General features: G+C 73.4%; 16 protein-coding genes and 1 pseudogene. 11 read left to right on the forward strand and 6 right to left on the reverse strand.

Translation table 11 applies throughout. The features are described 5' to 3' along the window. On the reverse strand, positions 1-1,274 hold a 1,274-nt coding region (locus tag EAO70_RS17475; protein WP_261992920.1), incomplete at its 3' end, for a diaminopimelate decarboxylase. A gap of 102 nt (positions 1,275-1,376) precedes the next feature. Between EAO70_RS17475 and hutU the strand changes: the two genes are divergently transcribed. Genes hutU through hutI form a run of 4 tightly spaced genes read left to right on the forward strand, consistent with a single transcriptional unit; the run spans position 1,377 to position 6,893 of the window. Next, positions 1,377-3,074 carry a urocanate hydratase gene (gene hutU, locus EAO70_RS17480; protein WP_148003887.1) on the forward strand — a complete coding sequence of 566 codons (1,698 nt, stop codon included), beginning with the start codon at positions 1,377-1,379 and terminating at the stop codon, positions 3,072-3,074. A 17-nt stretch (positions 3,075-3,091) separates the two neighbouring features. Continuing rightward, positions 3,092-4,288, forward strand: a complete 1,197-nt coding sequence (locus EAO70_RS17485; protein ID WP_187284023.1) for an allantoate amidohydrolase — start codon at positions 3,092-3,094, stop codon at positions 4,286-4,288. Next, entirely contained in the window at positions 4,279-5,619 is a 1,341-nt protein-coding gene (locus tag EAO70_RS17490) for a formimidoylglutamate deiminase (RefSeq protein WP_148003889.1), read from the forward strand. The genes EAO70_RS17485 and EAO70_RS17490 overlap by 10 nt, the downstream gene beginning before the upstream one ends. Positions 5,620-5,645: 26 nt before the next feature. Continuing rightward, entirely contained in the window at positions 5,646-6,893 is a 1,248-nt protein-coding gene (gene hutI / locus EAO70_RS17495) for an imidazolonepropionase (protein WP_261992921.1), read from the forward strand. 19 nt (positions 6,894-6,912) lie between these two features. Here the strand turns inward: hutI and EAO70_RS17500 are convergent, their stop codons facing one another. Further along, positions 6,913-7,263: a VOC family protein gene (locus EAO70_RS17500; protein ID WP_148005196.1), complete on the reverse strand. Its 351-nt coding sequence runs from the start codon at positions 7,261-7,263 to the stop codon at positions 6,913-6,915. 162 nt (positions 7,264-7,425) lie between these two features. On the opposite strand from EAO70_RS17500, the pseudogene EAO70_RS17505 reads away from it, so the two are divergent. Then, positions 7,426-8,400 (forward strand): annotated as a pseudogene (locus tag EAO70_RS17505) (GNAT family N-acetyltransferase); the annotation flags it as partial. A gap of 2,039 nt (positions 8,401-10,439) precedes the next feature. Here EAO70_RS17505 and EAO70_RS17515 read toward each other — a convergent pair. Together EAO70_RS17515 and EAO70_RS17520 are read right to left on the reverse strand one after the other, a co-directional pair. Then, positions 10,440-11,666: a DegT/DnrJ/EryC1/StrS family aminotransferase gene (locus EAO70_RS17515; protein ID WP_148003890.1), complete on the reverse strand. Its 1,227-nt coding sequence runs from the start codon at positions 11,664-11,666 to the stop codon at positions 10,440-10,442. Positions 11,667-11,869: 203 nt separating this feature from the next. After that, positions 11,870-12,796, reverse strand: a complete 927-nt coding sequence (locus tag EAO70_RS17520; RefSeq protein WP_148003891.1) for an RNA polymerase sigma factor SigF — start codon at positions 12,794-12,796, stop codon at positions 11,870-11,872. Positions 12,797-13,017: 221 nt separating this feature from the next. Between EAO70_RS17520 and EAO70_RS17525 the strand changes: the two genes are divergently transcribed. Genes EAO70_RS17525 through EAO70_RS37995 form a run of 4 tightly spaced genes read left to right on the forward strand, consistent with a single transcriptional unit; the run spans position 13,018 to position 16,683 of the window. Then, positions 13,018-13,386, forward strand: a complete 369-nt coding sequence (locus tag EAO70_RS17525) for an STAS domain-containing protein (protein ID WP_148003892.1) — start codon at positions 13,018-13,020, stop codon at positions 13,384-13,386. Positions 13,387-13,418: 32 nt separating this feature from the next. After that, the gene (locus EAO70_RS17530; RefSeq protein WP_261992922.1) at positions 13,419-14,189 is read left to right on the forward strand and encodes a hypothetical protein; all 771 of its coding nucleotides are present in this window, start codon (positions 13,419-13,421) and stop codon (positions 14,187-14,189) included. Further along, a complete protein-coding gene (locus EAO70_RS17535) occupies positions 14,186-15,250 on the forward strand; it encodes a hypothetical protein (RefSeq protein ID WP_148003894.1) in 1,065 nt (354 codons plus the stop codon). The genes EAO70_RS17530 and EAO70_RS17535 overlap by 4 nt, the downstream gene beginning before the upstream one ends. Before the next feature lie 14 nt (positions 15,251-15,264). Next, complete coding sequence (locus tag EAO70_RS37995; RefSeq protein WP_187283933.1) at positions 15,265-16,683, forward strand: hypothetical protein; 1,419 nt, start codon at positions 15,265-15,267, stop codon at positions 16,681-16,683. A 68-nt stretch (positions 16,684-16,751) separates the two neighbouring features. On the opposite strand, the gene EAO70_RS17550 is transcribed toward EAO70_RS37995, so the two are convergent. After that, entirely contained in the window at positions 16,752-18,272 is a 1,521-nt protein-coding gene (locus tag EAO70_RS17550) for a peptide MFS transporter (RefSeq protein ID WP_148003897.1), read from the reverse strand. Between the two features lie 427 nt (positions 18,273-18,699). Here EAO70_RS17550 and EAO70_RS17555 point away from each other — a divergent pair, with 427 nt between their 5' ends. Further along, positions 18,700-19,377, forward strand: coding sequence for a response regulator transcription factor (locus EAO70_RS17555; protein ID WP_187283934.1), 678 nt, complete (start codon positions 18,700-18,702; stop codon positions 19,375-19,377). A 248-nt stretch (positions 19,378-19,625) separates the two neighbouring features. Continuing rightward, positions 19,626-20,897, forward strand: a complete 1,272-nt coding sequence (locus EAO70_RS17560; protein ID WP_148003899.1) for an ATP-binding protein — start codon at positions 19,626-19,628, stop codon at positions 20,895-20,897. Positions 20,898-20,967: 70 nt separating this feature from the next. On the opposite strand, the gene EAO70_RS17565 is transcribed toward EAO70_RS17560, so the two are convergent. Next, entirely contained in the window at positions 20,968-21,483 is a 516-nt protein-coding gene (locus EAO70_RS17565; RefSeq protein WP_148003900.1) for a GtrA family protein, read from the reverse strand. Positions 21,484-21,584 lie beyond the last annotated feature (101 nt).

Genomic DNA, 21,584 nt, shown 5'->3' on the forward strand with positions numbered 1-21,584 from the left:
GTACTACTTCGCGCACCCCTACGCGTACAACAGCCTGCCCCGCCCCCGCCGTCCTTCTCCGTCACCGTGAAGCCGTGGACGCCCGGCCGGGGCAGGCTGTTGTACGCGTAGGGGTGCGCGAAGTAGTACGCGCCGGTGTCCGGGACGGCCACCACGTCCCCCGGGTGCAGCAGCGGCAGCTCCCGGCCCGTGGCCAGCAGGTCCCCGGCGAAGCAGGCGGGGCCCGCGACGTCCTGGACGGTGACCTCCCCGGTGCGGGGGCGGCCCCCGGAGTCGTACGCGAGGACGCGCAGCGGCCAGGCCTCGGGGGCGTAGACCGTCCGGGTGGCGACCTGCACGCCCGCGTGGGTGACGGCGATCGGCCGGCCGCCGGAGGTCTTGGTGTACTCCACCCGGGCGAGGACCGTGCCGTGCTTGGCGAGCAGCGAGCGGCCGAACTCGGTCACCAGGCCGTAGCGCCCGTCGAAGAGCCCGGGGACGGTGTCGGCGAGCAGCCGGGCGTACTCCGCGTACGTAGGGTTCTCCTCGTCGGAGTGGAAGTCGACGGGCAGGCCGCCGCCGATGTCGAGGGTGTCGATCTGCTGCCGGCCGGCCGCGTGGTTGATCTCCTCGGCGAGCGCGTACGCCTCCCCGACGCCTTCCGCCATCAGGGCGAGCGGGACGCCCTGGGAGCCGGTGTGGGTGTGCAGCCGGGTCAGCCAGGGGCGCTCCAGACAGGCCTGGACGAGGGTCTTGCGGGCGCCCTCGTCGCGGAGCGCCACGCCGAACTTGGAGGTGGCGGTCGCGGTCGAGAGGGCTCCGATGGAACCGGCTCCGATCTGCGGGTTCACCCGGATTCCGAGGGGCGAGGCGGTGGGCGCGGCGGCGACGAGCGCGTCGAGCCTGGCCAGCTCCTGGAGGTTGTCGGCGTTCACGGCGATGCCGAGCGCGAGGGCCTGGCGCAGTTCGTCCGGGGTCTTGGCGGGGGAGTCGAGCACGGTCCGGGCGGCCGGGATCCCGGCGGCGCGGGCGAGGGCCAGCTCGCCGGGGCTGGCGACCTCGGCGCCCAGCCCGGCCTCGTGGAGCAGCCGCAGGACGGGGACGAGCGGGCAGGCCTTGACCGCGAAGGCGTGCAGCACGGGTGCGTCGGTGACGGCGGCGAACGCGCCGGTCAGGGCGGCGGCGGAGGCGCGGATGCCGGCGGTGTCGAGGAGGGCGACGACGGGTTCGGCGGGGGAGAGGAGACCTTGGTCGACGGAGGCGCGGACGGCGAGATCGCGGCGGGAGGAGGCCATGGGTCCATCCCACCACCGGGACGTGCGGCCCCGCAGCTGTTGACTACAACTATTCATGACGACAGGATGTGAATATCCAGTCGACAATCGAGGAGGCACGCCATGTCAGGACCCCGCCCCGTACGGGCCCCGCGCGGTACGGAACTGAGCGCCCTGGGATGGCAGCAGGAAGCCGCCCTCCGCATGCTCCAGAACAACCTCGACCCCGAGGTCGCCGAGCACCCCGACAAGCTCGTCGTCTACGGCGGCACCGGCAAGGCCGCCCGCGACTGGCGCTCCTTCGACGCCATGGTCCGCACCCTCCGGACGCTCAAGCAGGACGAGACGATGCTCGTCCAGTCCGGCCGCCCCGTCGGCGTCATGCAGACCCACGAGTGGGCCCCGCGCGTCCTCATCGCCAACTCCAACCTGGTCGGCGACTGGGCCAACTGGGAGGAGTTCCGGCGCCTGGAGCAGCTCGGCCTCACCATGTACGGCCAGATGACCGCCGGGTCCTGGATCTACATCGGCACCCAGGGCATCCTCCAGGGCACCTACGAGACCTTCGCCGCCGTCGCCGCGAAGCTGCATTCGATCGGTAAGGGAGGGGTCGACGGAACCCTGGCCGGCACCATCACCCTCACCGCCGGCCTCGGCGGCATGGGCGGCGCCCAGCCCCTCGCCGTGACCATGAACGACGGCGTCGCGATCTGTATCGACGTCGACCCGCGCGCCATCGAGCGCCGCATCGAGCACCGCTACCTGGACGTCAGGGCCGACAACCTCGCCCACGCCCTCCAGCTCGCCGTCGAGGCCCGCGACGCCCGCCGCCCGCTCTCCATCGGCCTCCTCGGCAACGCCGCCGAACTGCTCCCCCAGATGCTCGCCGAGGGCGCCCCGATCGACATCGTGACGGACCAGACCTCCGCCCACGACCCGCTCTCCTACCTCCCGGTCGGCGTCGCCTTCGACGACATGGCCGACGCCGCCGCCAAGGACCCGGCCGGCTTCACCGTCCGCGCCCGCGAGTCGATGGCCCGGCACGTCGAGGCCATGGTCGGCTTCATGGACGCGGGCGCCGAGGTCTTCGACTACGGCAACTCCATCCGCGGCGAGGCCCGGCTGGCCGGCTACGACCGCGCCTTCGCCTTCCCCGGCTTCGTCCCCGCCTACATCCGCCCGCTGTTCTGCGAGGGCAAGGGCCCGTTCCGCTGGGCCGCCCTCTCCGGCGAGGCCTCCGACATCCACAAGACGGACAAGGCGATCCTCGACCTTTTCCCGGAGAACGAGTCCCTGCACCGCTGGATCAAGATGGCCGGCGAGCGCGTCCACTTCCAGGGCCTGCCCGCCCGCATCTGCTGGCTCGGCCAGGGCGAGCGCGACAAGGCCGGCGACATGTTCAACGACATGGTCGGCAACGGCACCCTCGCCGCCCCCCTCGCGATCGGCCGCGACCACCTCGACTGCGGCTCCGTGGCCTCCCCGTACCGCGAGACCGAGGCCATGCTCGACGGCTCCGACGCCATCGCCGACTGGCCGCTGCTCAACGCCATGGTGAACGTCGCCTCCGGCGCCTCCTGGGTCTCCCTCCACCACGGCGGCGGCGTCGGCATGGGCCGCTCCATCCACGCGGGCCAGGTCTCCGTCGCGGACGGCACCAAGCTCGCGGGCGAGAAGATCCGCCGCGTCCTCACCAACGACCCCGGCATGGGCGTCATCCGGCACGTCGACGCCGGCTACGACATCGCCGAGCGGGTCGCCGACGAGAAGGGCGTCCGGGTCCCGATGCGCGAGGGCGCCGAAGACGAGGCGTCCGCGTGAGCGACAGCTTCCACGCCATGTGGCGGTCGCTGCGGCCCCTCGGCCGCAGCGACGCCTCCGGCGGCTACCGGCGCTACGCCTGGACCGGGGCCGACGCCGACTGCCGGCTCTGGTTCCGGATGCAGGCCGAGGCCCGCCGGATGGACGTCGAGACCGACCGCAACGGCAACCAGTGGGCCTGGCTCGGCGACCCCACCGCGGGGAACGCCGTCGTCACCGGCTCCCACCTGGACTCCGTCCCGGACGGCGGCGCCTTCGACGGCCCCCTCGGCGTCGTCTCCGCCTTCGCCGCCCTCGACGAACTCCGCTCGCGCGGCGTCTCGTTCACCCGCCCGCTCGCCATCACCAACTTCGGCGACGAGGAGGGCGCCCGCTTCGGCCTGGCCTGCGTCGGCTCCCGCCTCACCGCCGGCCGGCTGACGAAGGAGCAGGCGTACGAGCTCCGCGACGCCGACGGCACCACCCTCCCGCAGGCCATGGAGGCGGCCGGCCACGACCCCGACGCCATCGGACCGGACCCCGAACGGCTGGCCCGCATCGGCGCGTTCGTCGAACTCCACGTCGAGCAGGGCCGCGCCCTCGACCTGTCCGGGGACGCCGTCGGCATCGCCTCCGCCATCTGGCCGCACGGCCGGTGGCGGTACGACTTCGCGGGCGAGGCCAACCACGCGGGCACCACCCGCCTGGTCGACCGCCGCGACCCGATGCTCACCTACGCGGAGACGGTCCTCGCCGCCCGCCGCGAGGCCGAGCTGGCCGGCGCCGTCGCCACCTTCGGCAAGATCGCCGTCGAGCCCAACGGCGTCAACGCCATCCCGTCCCTGGTCCGCGGCTGGCTCGACGCCCGCGCCGCCGACCAGGACGCACTCGACACCGTCGTGGCGGGCGTCGAGACGGCGGCCCGCGACTACGCCGGACGGCACGGCATCGACCTCACCGTCGTCCGCGAGTCCTTCACCCCGGTCGTGGACTTCTCGCACGCCCTGCGCGACGAGCTGTCCCGCATCCTCGGCGGCGCAGGAAAGGTCCCGGTCCTCGGCACCGGAGCCGGACACGACGCGGGAATCCTCTCCGAATCGATTCCGACCGCCATGCTGTTCGTACGGAACCCCACCGGCGTCTCGCACTCCCCGGCCGAGTTCGCGGCCGAGGACGACTGCGTGGCCGGGGTCCTCGCACTCGCCGACGTACTGGAGGAGCTGGCGTGCCGCTGACGACGTACTGGCTGGAACACGCCTGGCTCGACACCCACGTCGAGCCGGGCGTGGCCCTGGACGTGGACGCCGACGGCCGGATCGCGACCGTCCGCACGGGCGTCGACACCCCGCCCCCGGGCGCCGAGATCCTCCGCGGCCTCACGCTCCCCGGCCTCGCCAACGCCCACTCGCACGCCTTCCACCGCGCCCTGCGCGGCACGGTCCAGGTCGGCTCCGGCACCTTCTGGACCTGGCGCGAGGTCATGTACAACGTCGCCCAGCGGCTCACCCCCGACAGCTACTTCGCCCTCGCCCGCGCCGTGTACGCCGAGATGGCGCTGGCCGGCATCACGGCCGTCGGCGAGTTCCACTACCTCCACCACGCGCCCGGCGGCACCCCGTACGCCGACCCCAACGCCATGGGCGAGGCCCTGATCGCCGCCGCCGGCGAGGCCGGCATCCGCATCACCCTCCTCGACACGGCCTACCTGTCGTCGGGCTTCGGCGCCGCGCCCGACCGGCACCAGCTGCGCTTCTCCGACGGCACGGCCGACGCCTGGGCCGAGCGGGTCAGCGGCCTCAAGGAACGCGACGGGGTACGGATCGGGGCCGCGATCCACTCGGTCCGCGCGGTCCCCGCCGACCAGCTGGCCACGGTCGCCCGCTGGGCCCAGGACCGGCAGGCCCCCCTGCACGTCCACCTGTCCGAGCAGACCGCCGAGAACGACGCCTGCCTGGCCGCCCACGGCCGCACCCCCACCCAGCTCCTCGCCGACCACGGCGTGCTCGGCCACCGCACCACCGGCGTCCACAACACGCACATGACGGACGCCGACATCGCGCTCATCGGCTCGACGTCCACCGGCACCTGCATGTGCCCCACGACGGAACGGGACCTGGCCGACGGCATCGGTCCCGCCGTCGCCCTCCAGCGCGCCGGCTCCCCGCTCTCCCTCGGCAGCGACAGCCACGCGGTGATCGACCTCCTGGAGGAGGCCCGCGCGATGGAGCTGAACGAACGCCTGCGCACCCGCACCCGCGGCCACTGGACGGCGGCGGCCCTCCTCCGCGCGGCCACCGCCGACGGCCACGCCGCCCTCGGCCTGCCGGACGCCGGCACCCTGGAGCCCGGCGCGCTCGCCGACTTCACGACGCTCGCGCTCGACTCCGTCAGGACAGCGGGACCGGTACCGCGTCTGGCAGCCGAGACGGCGGTATTCGCAGCGTCGGCAGCGGACGTCCGGCACACGGTCGTGGGCGGACGTCACGTCGTCCGCGACGGGGTCCACCGGACCGTGCCGGACGTGCCCCGTGCCCTCGCCGACTCGATCGCCGCCCTGCGCGGCTGAAGCGCCTGAAGGAGAAACCTCTCATCATGAACAAGGGCCCCGCGGCGACGAACAACCCGGCGGCGAGCTCCGCCCCCACGAGCGCGAACAGCGCCGTGGCGACGACCGCCACCGCCATCGTCAACATCGCCAGCCTCGTCACCAACGACCCCTCCTCCGGTGATGGAACCCCTCTCGGCCTGATCCAGGACGCGGCCGTCGTCATCGACGGCGACCGTGTCGTCTGGGTCGGTGAATCCAGCAAAGCACCCGCCACTGACAACCGGGTCGACGCCGGCGGCCGCGCGGTGCTCCCCGGCTTCGTCGACTCCCACTCCCACCTGGTCTTCGCGGGCGACCGCACCGCCGAGTTCAACGCCCGCATGTCCGGCCGCCCCTACGAGGCCGGCGGCATCCGCACCACGGTCGCGGCGACCCGCGCCGCGACCGACGCGGAACTCTCCGCGAACGTCGCCCGCCACCTCCGCGAGGCCCTCCGCCAGGGCACCACGACCTTCGAGACGAAGTCGGGCTACGGCCTCACCGTCGAGGACGAGGCACGCGCGCTGCGCATCGCCGCCGAGCACACCGACGAGGTCACCTACCTCGGCGCGCACATCGTCTCCCCCGACTACGCCGACGACCCCGCCGGCTACGTCGAGCTGGTCACCGGCGAGATGCTGGAGGCCTGCGCCCCGTACGCCCGCTGGGTCGACGTGTTCTGCGAGAAGGGCGCCTTCGACGGCGACCAGGCCCGCGCGATCCTCACCGCCGGCAAGGCGAAGGGCCTCCACCCCCGGGTGCACGCCAACCAGCTCACGTACGGCCCCGGCGTCCAGCTGGCGGTGGAGCTGGACGCGGCGAGCGCGGACCACTGCACCCATCTGACGGACGCCGACGTGGACGCCCTGGCGAGCGGCTCCACGGTCGCCACCCTCCTCCCGGGCGCCGAGTTCTCCACCCGCGCGCGGTGGCCGGACGCCCGCCGGCTCCTGGACGCGGGCGTGACGGTGGCCCTGTCCACCGACTGCAACCCCGGCTCGTCCTACACGTCCTCGGTCCCCTTCTGCGTCGCGCTCGCCGTCCGGGACATGGGCATGACCCCCGACGAGGCGGTCTGGTCGGCCACCGCGGGCGGCGCGGCCGCCCTGCGCCGCACGGACGTCGGACGCCTGGCCCCCGGCACGCGCGCGGACCTGGTCCTCCTCGACGCCCCGTCCCACGTCCACCTGGCCTACCGGCCGGGCGTCCCGCTGGTGACGGAGGTCTGGCGGTCGGGCGTCCGCGTGGTCTGAGCGCGCTCCGAGCCGTCGGTCAGGAACGGTGGCCCAGCACGTTCACCACCCGGCCGTCCGGGTCGCGGACGAAGAACCGCCGCACGCCCCAGGGTTCGTCGGTCAGGGGGTGGACGATCTCCGCCCCCGACGCGCGGACCGTCGCGTAGGCCGCGTCCACGTCGTCGACCTCCACGCTCATGTCGGGGACGACGGGCGCGGTCAGGTCGGCGGACATCAGACTGATCTGCGCCGTCGGCGCCGCCGGGGACGCGAGGGTCGCGATCCAGCCGTGGTTCATGACCTCCTCGAACCCGAGCAGCGCGTAGAAGTCGCGGTTCCGCTCCGGCTCCGACGTACGGAGGTTGGGCACGGCACGGCGGATGGTCATCGGCTGCTCCCGGGCGTCGTCGGTGTCTCCTGCCCGGCACCCTAGGCCCCGCCGTCGAACTCCCGCAGGTCCATCGCCCACGGGTCGGTCACGGAATGCCCCGGTATCCCTGCCACGGGTGACCACGGACCGGTAGCGTCCTGTCCCGGTGGTACGCGGGGGATGACGGGGAGTCGGCAGGTGAGTGCTGTGAGCGTGCGCGTCGTGCGGCCGGCGGAGCTGGGCGAGCGCGAGATCGAGGCGTGGCGGGAGCTGCGCGCGACATCGGGCGCACCCGCGAACCCCTTCATGGAACCGGAGTTCACCCGAGCGGTCGGCGAGGTCCGCCCCCGCGCCCGGGTCGCGGTCTGGTGCCAGGGGGGCGAGCCGGTCGGCTTCCTCCCGTACGAGAAGGGCCTCCTCGGCGGTGGCCGCGCCATCGGCTTCGGCGTCTCCGACAGCCAGGGCGCCGTGCTGCGCCCCGGACTCCGCCCCAGCGCCCGGGCGCTGCTCCGCGTCTGCGGGCTCGCCGTCTGGGAGTTCGACAACCTGGAGGACGGGCAGCCGGTCTTCGAGGGCGCCGCCGCCGAGTCCTTCGCCTCCCCGGTGATCGACGTCGGCGAGGGGTACGCGGCCTACGAGGCCCTGCTCCGCGTCCAGTCGCCCAAGTTCCTCAGGACCACCCTCGCCAAGGAGCGCAAGCTCGGCCGCCAGGCGGACGGCGAGGTGCGTTTCGTCTTCGACGAGCGCGACCCGGCGGCCCTGCGCACCCTCATGGAGTGGAAGTCCGCCCAGTACCGCAGGACCGGCCGCGGCGACCGCTTCGCCCAGGAGTGGATCAGCACGCTCGTCCGCCGACTGCACGCCCTCCGCGCCCCCGGCTGCTCCGGCGTCCTGTCCGTGCTGTACGTCGCGGACCGCCCGATCGCCGCCCACTTCGGGCTGCGGTCCGAGACCGTGCTGTCCTGCTGGTTCCCGGCGTACGACCCCGCGTTCGCCACATACTCGCCGGGGCTCGTCCTCCATCTGCGGATGGCCGAGGCCGCGGCCGCCGCCGGGATCGCGCTGCTCGACCTGGGGCGCGGCGCCGCCGAGTACAAGGACTCCCTGAAGACCGGGGAACTGACGGTGTACGAGGGGGCCGTCGTCCGCCCGGGCGGCCCAGACCAGGACCCACACGACACCGGCCGTGACGCGCGCGCCCACCCCGACCACCCGCAGCAGCACCGCCGTCAGGAGCAGGCTCAGCGCCTGGAGGGTCACGGGCGCGACGGCCCGCTCGATCCCCTCGCCCAGGAGGGCCGCCCCGGGACCCTCGGCCTCGGCCGGCCGCAGGCCCAGCAGCGGCGGCGCGGTGTGCAGGGCCAGGAAGGTGGCGAGCAGGACCGTTCCGGCGAACGCGGGCCGCCAGTACCGGAGTCCGACGGCGGCCCCCTGGAGGGCGACCAGGAGCAGCCCCGCGAGCAGGGTCACGAGGGGCAGGGCGTCGAGGAGACCGGTGCCGGACAGGGTGGCGACGTCCAGTTCGCCGGAACGGGCGAGCGGGAGCCAGAACAGCCCGGCGGCGAGGCCGAGCAGGAGCCACAGCCAGGTGCCCCACCGGTCGGGCGCGGCCGCGCCCGCCGTGCGGGGCGCCGGGTCCGGCAGCGGCCGGGCGAGCGGGCCCGCGGGCTCCTGCTCGCGCCGCGGCGGCACGTACACCGGGATGCCGAACGCCGGCGTCACCGAGTCGTGCGCCCCGCGCAGATAGGCGCTCTCCCGCGCCCAGTTGGTGCCGTACCCGTCCTCCTCGCGCTCCTTCACCCGGGCCGCCGCCCGGGGGCGCTCGGCGGGCGTCCGGCCCTTGAGGGTGGCCCGCAGGCCCGGTACGCACGCCACCGCCATCAGGGTCATCGCGCCGAGGACGGCGTACCCGGCGCCGCTGATGCCGTACGGGCCGAGCAGCACGGCCGCGCTGCCGAGCACGAGGACGCACATGGCGCCCTGGAGGACGGCGAGCATGCCGGTACGGCCCTGGACCCGCAGCACGCCGATGTACAGCTCGACGGCGACACGGGGCAGCGCGGCGGCGGCGAGCAGCCGCAGCACGGTGGAGCCGTTCTCCTGGTACCCCTGGCCGAAGGGGGCGAGGATCAGCGGCGCGAAGAGGACCAGGACGAGGACGACGGGGACGAGCAGCAGCACCATGCGGCGCAGCGCGCCCCGGACGCCCTCGGCGAGGGAGTCGGGGCTGTGCGAGGCGTGCGCGGTGAGCGAGGAGGCCATGTTGATGGCCATGAACTCCATGGTCCCGCCGACGGTGTACGCCGTGTAGAAGAAGGCGTTGTGGGCGGCGTCGAACCGGACGGCGACCATGACCGGCAGCAGGCTGATCATGATGAGGCTGAAGAACGCGCCGACGGAGTCCCCGGCGATGAACCGGCCGATCTCCCGCATGCCCGGCGGCTCGCGGTCGCGGTCGGCGCGGGCCTGCTGGGGGATGAGGCGGCGGAACACCAGCCAGCCCAGCGGCAGGACGGACAGCACGATCGCCGCCGCCCAGGAGACGAAGACGCCGAGGACCGGTACGGCGGCCGCGAGCAGGACGAGCAGGACGAGCTTGCCGAGGGAGAAGACGGCGTTCCCGACGGGGACCCAGAACGCCTTCCGCAGGCCGGTGAGCACCCCGTCCTGGAGGGTCAGCAGGGCCCAGCCGACCGCGGAGGCGGTGAAGAAGATCCCGGCGGAGAGGCTGCCGAGCGGGGCGTACGAGGGTCCCCACAGGTCGAGGGTGAGCAGGAAGACACCGCAGGCCACGGTGACGACGACCGTGCTGAACAGGTACAGCCGGAGGACCAGCGGTCCGGTGGCCCGGCCGGCCCGGGGGACGTACCGGACGACCGCGCCGGACAGGGTGGTCGCGGTGATCGAGGCGAGCATCCGCTGGGCGGCGATGGCGGCCGAGCCCTGGCCGACGGCCTCCTCCGAGTAGTGGCGGGCGGCGATCAGCCAGAAGCCGAGCCCGAGGGCCGCCGAGACGCCGGTGGAGAGCATCAGGGCGTAGGCGTTGCGGAAGAGGGAGTCCTCGCCGGAGTCCGCCGTGGGGCCGTCGCCGCTCCCGCCGTTCTTCGCCTCGGCCGGTGCGGGGGCGTGGCGCGCCGCGCCCGCTCCGCCGTCCGCCGCGTCCCGGCGCGATCCCCGCAGCCGTACCGTGCCGGTCACCGCGACCCGCCGGGGACCATCGAGGGGCGCGCCGGGCGGATTCCGGCGCCGCGCAGCACCGTGAGGGCCTCGGTGGCGTGGCGCGGGTCGACCGGGAGGGCGTGCCGGGCGAACCAGGCGGCCGGTTCCGGGGCGGGGGAGGGGTCCGTGAAGGCCGCGCCCGCGTAGCTGTCGAGCGGCGGGTCGTAGAGGTAGCCGGTGGTGATCCGGCGCCGGGCGAGGGCGGCGACGGCCGCGTTCCGGTCCTCGACGAGCAGGGGGACCCGGTAGAGCGGTTGCGGGGGGTCGGCCGGGGACGCTCCGGCGGCGGCCCGGCCGGGGAACGCCTCCGCCGTGCCGTAGCCGCCGGACAGGAGCAGGGCGGTGCCCGTGCGGTGGGTGGCGAGGACGTCGTCGAGGCGGCCGAACCTGCGGGTGGTGCGGCGGAGCCGGCCGGCTCCGGGCCGCAGCCGGTAGTCGTGCATGTCGACCCGGACCCAGGAGTGGAAGGGGTCGAGCGCGGGCGCCGAGGTGAGGGCCCGGGCCAGTTCCTCGGCGCGGAGCGGCATCCGTATCTCCTCCCGCTCCTCCAGGCCGAGCCGCCGGACGGCCGCCCGCGCGGCCCCGACCAGGCGCAGTCCGCGCAGGGTGGACTCGGCGTACGGCCGGACGAGGTGGACCAGTTCGGCGGTGGGCCGGGTCGGGTGGAGCAGCGCGTCACGGGCGGCGGCCAGTTCGGCGCGGTGCGCCGGGTCGGCGAGGGCGAGGAAGCCGCCGGTCCTGGCGCCGGTGTGCTTCGAGAGGCTGAAGACGGACGCCTCGCCGTACGTGCCGACGGGGCGACCGCCGACGGTGGAGCCGATCGCGTGGGCCGCGTCCTCGATCAGCGGGATGCCGAGCCGGTCGCAGTGGCCCCGCAGCTCGGGCGCCGGGTCGGGATTGCCGTAGAGGTTGGTGGTGAGGACGGCGGAGAGGTCCCGCCAGACGGACTCGGGCACGGCGGACGGGTCGATCGAGCCGTCGCGGGGATCGAGCGGTGCCTGGACGGGGCGGAGCCCGGCGGCCAGCACGACGAAGAGGATCACGTCGTCGTTGACGGGTGACATGAGCACCTTGCCGCCCGGTCTGCACCAGTGGCGCAGCGCGAGGAACAGCCCGAAGCGGCACGACGGCACGTAGAGGCACTCCCTGCCCCCCAGTCGGCCGCGCATGCGTTCTTCCAGATCCGCGTACGCAGAGAACATGTGTGATTCCCCCCTGAACCCCGGGCTCAATGTGGCCCATTCCGGACGCCGCGTCAACACGGTGCCCACACCACGCGGTTGGCCCCCGGGACGGTCGCGGGCGGGGGCCGGACGTGGCGCGCGAAAGGGCCCGTCACGGGTCGAAAGACCGTGAACGGGCCCTTCCCGCAGCCAGTCTGGCGGCTCGGGGGAGCGGGTGGAGGTCATTCCTCCAGAGTGAGTCCCCGGCGCAGCTTGGCGAGGGTGCGGGTGAGCAGCCGGGACACGTGCATCTGCGAGATGCCGAGCTCGGTGCCGATCTCCGACTGGGTCAGGCCGGTGACGAAGCGCAGCGAGAGGATGTGCCGGTCGCGGGCGGGCAGCGAGGCGATCATCGGCTTCAGGGAGGCGATGTACTCGATGCCGGCGATGCCGCGGTCCTCGTAGCCCAGCCGGTCGGCGAGCGTGGCCTCGCCGCCGGGGCCGTCCTCCTCGTCGGGCTGCGCGTCGAGCGAGCTCGCGGTGTACGCGTTGCTCGCGGTCATGCCCTCGACGACCTCCTCCGGCGCGATGCCGAGTTCCTCGGCGAGCTCGGCGACGGTGGGGGCGCGGTCGAGGCGCTGGGCCAGGGCGTCGCCCGCCTTGGCGAGTTCGAGGCGCAGCTCCTGGAGCCGGCGGGGCACGTGCACGGACCACGAGGTGTCGCGGAAGAAGCGCTTGATCTCGCCGATGATGGTCGGCATCGCGAACGTGGGGAACTCCACACCGCGGGCGAGCTCGAAGCGGTCGATGGCCTTGATGAGGCCGATGGTGCCGACCTGGACGATGTCCTCCATCGGCTCGCTGCGGGTGCCGAAGCGGGCGGCGGCGAAGCGGACCAGGGCCAGGTTCAGTTCGACGAGCGTGTTGCGCACGTACGCGTGCTCGTGGGTGCCCTCTTCGAGCTCGGCGAGCCGGGCGAAGAGCTGCTTCGACAGGGCGCGGGCGTCGACCGGGCCGATGGCGTCGAGCGGCCGGTCGAGGGGAAGTGTGAGCGCGCCCTCGTGGGGGAAGGCGTGGGGGAGCTCGGTGGGATGGCCGAGCGGGTGGTCCGTGAGGACCGCTGCCGACGGCGCGTCGGGGGTACGCGGGGCGTCGAGCCGGGGTGACATGGGTCTCCTTCGTGGTTCTTCTGCTGCGGTTTGCGGCGCCTCCGAGGCCGGTCGTTCCTGGTGTTCCTCCTAGGCCTACCTGCTCGACGGTGAAGGTCGCAAGTATCGATATTCCGAATTGTCCGGTTATGCGGCAGACCTCGTGTGCGCGAGGGGGCATCACACTTGTAGGCTTCGGGGCACGTCAGTCGGCATCCGTGAGAGCGAGAAGAGGCACGGCCATGGACCGGGAGAACATCGGCAGCGCACCGCCCGCGCGGTTGCGGGTCGACGTCCGGACGGTGGACGGGACCGCTGTCCTCGCTCCGGTGGGTGAGCTCGATCACTACACCGCCGAGCTGCTGCGGGTCCCGCTGGACGAGGCGGTGGACGAGGGCCGCTCGAAGCTCGTCGTCGACTGCTCGGGTCTGGAGTTCTGCGACTCGACGGGACTCAACGTGCTCCTGGGCGCCCGACTGCGGGCGGAGGCCGCCGGCGGCGGCGTCCATCTCGTGGGCATGCGGCCCGCGGTGGCCAGAGTGTTCCACATCACGGGCGCGGAGGCCGTCTTCACCGTGCACGAGACCCTCGCCACAGCCTTGCCCGGCTGATCCCGCCCCACGCCGGGGCCGCCCCCACGACCGTGGCCGCCCCCGCACCCGCCGCCCCGGCCTCCTGGACGGCGGCGGCCGCGGCCGGCCGGCCCTACGCCTATCTGGAGGGCCCCGCCGGCAGCGTCCTCCAGGACACCCTGTCGCTCACCAACCCGGCCACTCGTCCGCTCACCGTGCGGCTCGACGGCCGGGGCGCACCCGTGTCCTTCGCCGTCCGGACGGTGACCGTGCCTGCCAGGACCCGGGCGGACGTGCCCTTCGCCGTGACCGTCCCCGCCGACGCCGCGCCCGGCGAGCACCGGGGGACGGTACGTGCCACCGCCGCCGGCCGGGAGGTACGTGTCGACCTGCGGCTGCGGGTCAGCGGCCCCCGGCTCGCCGCCCTCACCGTCGAGGACGTCCGCGTCGACACCGCGACCGGCACCCTCCGCTACACCCTGGTCAACCGGGGCACCACCGTCCTCGCCCCGCACCTCGCGGTGCGCGCCGAAGGGGTCCTCGGCACCGTCCTCGACCGGCCGGGCCGGCCCCTGCCGCTCGTCCTGAAGCCCGGCCGGCGGGTCACCCGTACCGAAGCCTGGCCCGACCCGCCGGCCCTCGACTCCGTCACCGTCCGTCTGACCGCCACCGCCGAGGGCGCGGCCCCGGCCACCGCCCGCGCCGAGGCCTCCTTCACCTCGGGCCCGGCGGTCGCCGGGGCGGCCGGACTGCTGCTGCTCGCGGCGGGCGGCTGCGGACACGCGGTACGGCGGCGCGCCAGGTCCCGTACCCAGCGAGCCACGGCGGGAGCGCACACATGAGGTGGACACGTACGGCGGCCGTGCTCGCGGCCGTACTCGCCCTCGGCCTCCTCCCGGCCGCCCCCGCCGCCGCGGCACCCGGCCCCGCCGTCGAACTCTCCCAGGCGGAGGGCGGCAAGGGCGGCGAGGTCACCGTGAGCGGCAGCGGCTGGAAACCGGGCGCCCTGCTCATGCTGCTGATCTGCGGCCGGGCGGCGCCCGGCAAGGGCGTCATCGGCGGCACCAACTCCTGCGCCAACACCGAGGGCCGGGCCGCCACGGTCAACGCGCGGGGTGCCTTCAGCGTCAAGCTCCCGGTCGCCGAACCGCCCGAACCCTGCCCCTGCGTGGTGCACGTCGCCGGGGTGACCGGCCAGCAGGACGCCGTCGACCGCGCGTTCACCGTCGCCGGACATCCCGTGAAGCCGCTCCCCGAGGCCTCGGGCGACGGACGGCTCGCCGTCCTCGCCGCCGTCCGCCTCGACGGCTCCAGCGGCCTCCTCACCTGGTTCGGGGCGCCGCCCGCCCGCGAGGTCGTCTTCACCGTCGGCAACCTCGGCTCCGGCCCCGTCAAGGACCCCGTCTTCGAGGTCGGCTCCAGCCACGGCGTGTTCGCCCCGCGGTACGAGGAGCGGCAGTGGCGCGGCACGATCGCCCCCGGCCGGAAGGCCCTCGTCCGGCTCCCCGTCGAACTGACGGCGGGCGCGCACGGCGACTACCAGGTCTCCGTGCGGTACGGGGGCAAGGTCCTGGTCGAGCAGCCGTGGGGGGTCGGCAGGCCCTGGGGCGTGACGCTGTTCTGGCTGCTGCTCGCCGTGGTCGTCCCGGCGGCGCTGTTCCGGATCGGCATGGCCGTGGTGGACCGGGTCCGCCCGGCGCCCGCCCCCGCCCGCCCGCTGACCCGCGCACGGCCCCGGACCGCACCCCTGGCCCGCCTCCGCACCCGAGCCCCCGGCCCCGCGCGCGAGCCCGCGCCCGGCGGCCCGGGGGACGACGAACCGACCGCGGTCCTGCCGTGGTTCAGGCCTGACTCCGCACCGTCAGCCCCAGAGAGCAGCCCGACGACGAAGGGACATGCGTGAGTACGCAACGGAGGATGAGCGCGGCCGGGATCGCGCTGATGCTCGGCGGCGCGGGGATCCTGATTTCCGCCGGCCCCGCCCAGGCCGCCGAGGTCTCGTACAAGACGGAGTGCATCCCGCCGTCGATCTCCGGACTTCCGCCCGTGCAGGGCACGACGAAGGTGCTGATCACGGCACCGGCGGAGGCGAAGGTCGGCGACGAGGTCGAGATCGTCTGGAAGACGGTCCAGGCGGCCTCGAAGAACCCCGACGTGCTCGACCTCGGCAAGGACACGGTCAGACCGACCGGCGTCCTCACCGTGGGCGGCGCGGGCACCGGCACCGTCGCGATGGAGGGGCCCCGGCAGAACCCGCCGATCCCCAAGAACAGCCCGATGGTGCTGCCCGAGATGAAGGGCAGGCTGAAGCTGACCACGGCGGGCGAGGTCACCCTCACCCCCGACAAGTACACGATCAACGTGTCCAAGCCGCTGTCCACGGACACCAAGTGCACCCCGAAGGAGACGGTGCCGGCCGGCGCCACGATCAAGGTCACGGCCGGCGGCGGGGGGACGACGACGGGCGGCACGAACGGCGGGTCCACGACGACCACCGGCGGGACGACCAGCGGCGGCACGACCACCGGCGGGACGACGACGGGCGGCGGTACGACCACCACCGGCGGCTCGACCACGACCGGCGGCTCCAGCACCTCGTCCTCGGGCGGCTCCGGCGGGGGCGGCGGTCAGACGTCCTTCCCCGGCAAGCAGGTCGCCGTCACGTTCGGCTGCACGCCCCCCGGCCCGGAGTCGATCAACGGCAGGGTGACCATCGACGCCAGGAAGAACGGCGGCGTGTACGACCTCACGGTCCGGACGGCCAAGGGCGTCATGAACAGCCCCGCGGCCCTCCCGGCGGGAGCCCTGAGGGGCGCCATGGCGGTCAGGATCGGCGGGGCCGACAGCGGCACGGTGAACGTCTCGGGGCCCCCGAACCCCACCGCGCTGAAACTCGGCGACCCGGTGAACCTGCCGGACATGAAGGGCACGTACAAGCCCGGCGCGACCGGCACGTCCACGCTCAGCCCCGGCACGCTGACCATCAAGGTCACCCTCGGCAGCTCGGCGATGGAGATCCCGTGCCAGGTCAAGGGGGCCGTCAAGGCCTCCCTCGAACTGGACACGAGCAAGCAGGCGGGCGGCGCGGCCGGCGGCTCCGGATCGGGCTCCGGCAGCGGCTCCGGTTCGGGCTCGGGTTCCGGCTCCGGTTCGGGCTCGGGTTCCGGCTCCGGTTCGGGCTCCGGCGGCTCCGACGGCTCCGACGGCGGGAACCTCGCCGAGACCGGCGCCGAGGACGACGGCGCCCTGCGCGCCCTCGCCCTCGTCGCCGGCACGGTGATCCTGCTCGGCGGCGCGGTGTTCACCTTCACTCCGTGGGCGCGCCTGAGGCGCTGACGGTCCGGAAACGGCGGAGGGCCGCCGCACCGATGCGGTGCGGCGGCCCTCCGGGCGTCACGAGGAGGTCAGTGGACGCTGCCCATGAGGCCCTGGACCTTCTTGCGGTACATGTAGATCGCGATGCCCGCCGCGACGGCGAGGGTCGCCTGCATGGCGATGATCCCCGTCCCGTTCAGGTCGACGCCGGCCAGCGAGAGCAGACCCGTGGTGCAGTCGCCCGCGGTGACGGCGAGGAACCAGACGCCCATCATCTGGGAGGCGTACTTCTGCGGCGCCATCTTCGTGGTGACCGAGAGGCCGACCGGGGAGAGGCACAGCTCACCGATGGTCTGGATCATGTAGATCGAGACGAGCCACATCGGGGAGACCTTGTCGCCGCCGCCCGCCATGTTCATCGGGACGACGAAGACGAAGAAGGACGCGCCGACGAGGACCAGGCCCATCGCGAACTTCACGATGGTGTTCGGCTCCTGGTTCCTGCGGGCCAGCCAGAGCCACAGCCACGCGAAGACCGGGGCCAGCGCCATCACGAAGAGCGGGTTGAGCGACTGGTACCAGGTGGCCGGGAAGCCGAAGCCGAAGACGGTGTCGGCGGTCTTGTCGTCCGCGAACAGCGACAGCGTCGAGCCGCCCTGGTCGTAGATCATCCAGAAGATCGCGGCGGCGACGAAGAACCAGATGTAGCCGGTCATCTTCGACTGCTCGGTCTTGTCGAGGTCCTTGTCGCGCTTGATGCGGACCAGGACGGCGACCGGGATGATCAGACCCGCGAGGGTGATCGGGACCAGCGCCCAGTTCAGGGTGTACATGCCCATGGCCACGACGACGCCGTAGAAGGCGGCGGCGAGGAGGACGACCAGGGAGACCTTGACCAGGATGCCCTTGCGCTCCGCCGGGGAGAGCGGGTTCGGGACGACGTTGCTCTTGGCGCTGAGGTTCTTGGTGCCCAGCAGGAACTGGATCAGGCCGAGGCCCATGCCCACCGCGGCGAGCGCGAAGCCGAGGTGCCAGTTGACCTTCTCGCCGACGGTGCCGACCACGAACGGCGCCACGAAGGCACCGAGGTTGATGCCGACGTAGAAGAGCGTGAAGCCGCCGTCACGGCGCGGGTCGTCCGGGCCGTCGTAGAGGTGGCCGACCATCGTGGAGATGTTGGCCTTGAGCAGGCCCGAGCCGGCGGCGACCAGCGCCAGACCCACGAAGAACATCGCCTGGCCGGGTATCGCGAGCGAGGCGTGACCCGCCATGATCACGAAACCGGCGATGGCGACGGTCTTGCGGGCGCCCCAGACGCGGTCGCCGAACCAGCCGCCCGGCATGGCCATCAGGTAGACCATCGAGACGTACACCGAGTAGATGGCCGTCGCCGTGGCCGCCGTCATGGCGAGGCCGCCACCCTGGCTGCCGGTCGCGGCGTCCGCGCCGCCGGAGACCAGGTACAGAACGAGAAGTGCCCGCATGCCGTAGTAGGAGAAGCGCTCCCACATCTCGGTCATGAAGAGGGTGGCCAGGCCGCGGGGGTGGCCGAAGAACGTCTTCTCAGAACCGGGGGTTCCGGCCGAAGTCGTCGTCAGGCTGGACGCCATGTCGATCCTTGCTCTGTCGGGACGCTCGCCTTGTGAGCGTGGTGCGCCCGGTGGGGGAGGCCGGCACCGGCGGAGCCACGGGGAATCCGCCGGGATCCACGCCCCGGGAGCTGCGTCGTCGCGCCCCGGGACCCGGCCCACAGGTCATTCACTGTCCTCAAGGTTCGGCTGTGCCGACCTCACGCAGAAGAGGACCTCGACCCGCGAAGCTGGCCAAAGGTCCCCGATTACCGCTACAGACGTCGAGCCACCATACGACACGACAGTGCCGGATATGGAAGGACTTGAGAGATGGATCACAGGTGATGATGCAACCACGGGAGGTTATTCGAAGGTCGTATGAAGGATGCCCACAGGATCTCCAGGGCTTCTCCGGTCCCGGAGGATCATGCCCCGACCCGGTACCCGTCCGGACTACCATCACCCCATGACCCGTGTACTGCTCGCCGAGGACGACGCCTCCATCTCGGAACCGCTGGCCCGCGCCCTCCGCAGAGAGGGGTACGAGGTCGAGGTCCGCGAGGACGGCCCCACCGCCCTCGACGCCGGCCTCCAGGGCGGCGTCGACCTGGTCGTGCTCGACCTCGGCCTGCCCGGCATGGACGGCCTGGAGGTCGCCCGCCGGCTGCGCGCCGAGGGCCACGCGGTCCCGATCCTGGTCCTCACCGCCCGCGCCGACGAGGTCGACACGGTCGTCGGGCTCGACGCGGGCGCGGACGACTACGTCACCAAGCCGTTCCGGCTCGCCGAACTCCTCGCCCGCGTCCGGGCCCTCCTCCGGCGCGGCTCCACCGAGCCCGTCGTCGCCCCGGCGACCCACGGCGTACGGATCGACGTCGAGTCGCACCGGGCCTGGATGGGCGAGGAGGAGCTCCAGCTCACGGCCAAGGAGTTCGACCTGCTGCGGGTCCTGGTCCGCGACGCGGGCCGGGTCGTCACCCGGGACCAGCTGATGCGCGAGGTCTGGGACACGACGTGGTGGTCCTCGACGAAGACCCTCGACATGCACATCTCCTGGCTGCGCAAGAAGCTCGGCGACGACGCGGCGAACCCGCGCTACATCGCGACGGTCCGCGGCGTCGGCTTCCGCTTCGAGAAGAGCTGACGCCCGGGCCGGACGCCAAGGGCCCGAGGGCCCGGGCGGCCTGACGGCCCGACGGCAGCGGCCCGACGGCCGGGGCGGCCAGGGCTCCGACGGCCCCGGGCTCCACGGTCCCACGGCCCCGGGCCCCACGGCTCCGGGCCCCGCAGCCCCGTGATCCGCCGGCCCGGGCGCGCCCCCGAACCCGGGTCGTTCCGGCCGGTGCGCCCCGTACGCTCTGAGGCGTCACCGTCCCCGCCCGGAGGGCAGCCGTGCGTCGCCGCCTCATCAACTCCACCCTCGCCGTCGTCCTCGTCGTCATCGGCGTCTTCGGCCTCTCGCTCGTCGTCGTCGAGACCCGCACCATCTCCAGCAGCGCCCAGGAGAGCGTGGACCTGGAGGCCCTCCGCATCGTCTCGATCGTGGACAGCCGGCTCATCGGCGGCGAACCGGTGAACCCGAACATCCTGTCCGAGCAGAGCGGCGCCAAGCGGTACGCCCAGATCCACATCCCCGGCCGCGACACCATCGAGATCGGCACCCGCCCGGAGGGCGACGTCACCCGGGGCGTCGCCGAGGGCGAGCGCGGCGAGCAGGTGGTCGTCGAGGAGTCCCGTTCGGTGGTCACCGCCGAGGTGGGCCGCACCCTCATGATCATCGGCGCGGTCGCGCTGCTCGCCGTGATCGCCGCCGTCCTGCTCGCCGTAAGGCAGGCCAACAAGCTGACCTCCCCCCTCACCGACCTCGCGGAGACCGCCGAGCGCCTCGGCTCCGGCGACCCGCGCCCCCGCCACAAGCGGTACGGGGTGGCCGAGCTGGACCGCGTCGCGGACGTCCTCGACGCCTCCGCCGAGCGCATCGCCCGGATGCTCACCGCCGAGCGCCGGCTCGCGGCGGACGCCTCGCACCAGCTCCGTACGCCCCTCACGGCCCTCTCCATGCGCCTGGAGGAGGTGGCGCTCGCCGACGACCTGGACACCGTCAAGGAGGAGGCGACGATCGCGCTCACCCAGGTCGAGCGGCTCACGGACGTCGTGCAGCGGCTCCTGACGAACTCCAGGGACCCGCGTACGGGCTCGGCCGTCGCCTTCGACCTGGACGAGGTCATCAAGCAGCAGATCGAGGAGTGGCGGCCCGCCTACCGCAGCGCGGGACGGGCCATCGTCCACTCGGGCAAGCAGGGGATGCGGGCCGTCGGCACCCCGGGCGCGGTCGCCCAGGTCCTCGCGGCCCTGATCGAGAACTCGCTCATGCACGGCGGCGGCACGGTCGCCCTGCGGACCCGCGTCACCGGCAACCAGTCGGTGATCGAGGTCAGCGACGAGGGCCCGGGCGTGCCGGCGGACCTCGGCGCGCGGATCTTCGAGCGGACCGTCAGCGGCCGCAGCTCCACGGGCATCGGCCTGGCCGTCGCCCGCGACCTCGCGGAGGCGGACGGGGGGCGGCTGGAGCTGGTCCAGCAGCAGCCGCCGGTCTTCGCCCTGTTCCTGGGCCGGGAGGGCCGCAGCGTCGCGGAGGGCCAGCGGGAACGCCCCGTACGCTGACCGCCGCCCACGCGGCCCGGCGTCGCGAGCGCTGGTCAGCGCCCGCGCGGCCCGCGCTGCCGCCCGGCGCTCAGACGCGGTCGGGCTGCCGCCGGCTCGGCTGACGCGGCGCCTGCTCAAGGAACGACTCGGCGGTCTGCACCGCCTCCTTCGCGGGCAGCGCGCGGAACACCCACGTGCGGTACGACCAGAAGCGGAACAGGGTCCCGATCCCGATGCCGAAGAACTTGAAGAAGTTGCTCGCGAGCGGGCCGTCCCAGCCGAAGCCGTACGTCGCCGCGTAGAGCACACCGTTCTCGATGACCATGCCGACGACACTGAACAGCAGGAACAGCGACATCTCCTTGGTGCGTCCGGACTTGTCCCGGTCGCGGTACGTGAAGTAGCGGAACCCCACGTAGTTGAAGACGATCGCGACGACCGTGGCGATCAGGCTGGCCCGGACCATCGGGATGTCCGTGGCACCCCGGACGATGTTGAAGACGCCCAGGTTCACCAGGACGCCGAGACCGCCGACCACCCCGAACTTGGCGACCTCGCGGGCGAGCAGGTCGAGTCGCGTGCGCAGCGCGCCGGGTTCACTCATGGTGATCGCTCTGTCCCGTCCGTCGGGAAGACGTCCGGGTGACGTCAACCCGTCCATGCTAACCAGCCCTCCTGTCACCCGCCCGTGTACCTGGTAAACCG

The sequence above is a fragment of the Streptomyces sp. adm13(2018) genome, assembly GCF_008042145.1.
Classification (GTDB): Bacteria; Actinomycetota; Actinomycetes; order Streptomycetales; family Streptomycetaceae; genus Streptomyces.

Excerpts from the sequence above, each read along its gene's own strand:
- hutU (WP_148003887.1), top strand. The coding sequence starts at position 1,377 with ATGTCAGGACCCCGCCCCGTACGGGCCCCGCGCGGTACGGAACTGAGC.
- EAO70_RS17485 (WP_187284023.1), top strand. The coding sequence starts at position 3,092 with ATGTGGCGGTCGCTGCGGCCCCTCGGCCGCAGCGACGCCTCCGGCGGC.
- hutI (WP_261992921.1), top strand. The coding sequence starts at position 5,646 with ATGAACAAGGGCCCCGCGGCGACGAACAACCCGGCGGCGAGCTCCGCC.
- EAO70_RS17500 (WP_148005196.1), bottom strand. The coding sequence starts at position 7,263 with ATGACCATCCGCCGTGCCGTGCCCAACCTCCGTACGTCGGAGCCGGAG.
- EAO70_RS17515 (WP_148003890.1), bottom strand. The coding sequence starts at position 11,666 with ATGTTCTCTGCGTACGCGGATCTGGAAGAACGCATGCGCGGCCGACTG.
- EAO70_RS17520 (WP_148003891.1), bottom strand. The coding sequence starts at position 12,796 with ATGTCACCCCGGCTCGACGCCCCGCGTACCCCCGACGCGCCGTCGGCA.
- EAO70_RS17525 (WP_148003892.1), top strand. The coding sequence starts at position 13,018 with ATGGACCGGGAGAACATCGGCAGCGCACCGCCCGCGCGGTTGCGGGTC.
- EAO70_RS17535 (WP_148003894.1), top strand. The coding sequence starts at position 14,186 with ATGAGGTGGACACGTACGGCGGCCGTGCTCGCGGCCGTACTCGCCCTC.
- EAO70_RS37995 (WP_187283933.1), top strand. The coding sequence starts at position 15,265 with ATGAGCGCGGCCGGGATCGCGCTGATGCTCGGCGGCGCGGGGATCCTG.
- EAO70_RS17550 (WP_148003897.1), bottom strand. The coding sequence starts at position 18,272 with ATGGCGTCCAGCCTGACGACGACTTCGGCCGGAACCCCCGGTTCTGAG.
- EAO70_RS17555 (WP_187283934.1), top strand. The coding sequence starts at position 18,700 with ATGACCCGTGTACTGCTCGCCGAGGACGACGCCTCCATCTCGGAACCG.
- EAO70_RS17565 (WP_148003900.1), bottom strand. The coding sequence starts at position 21,483 with ATGAGTGAACCCGGCGCGCTGCGCACGCGACTCGACCTGCTCGCCCGC.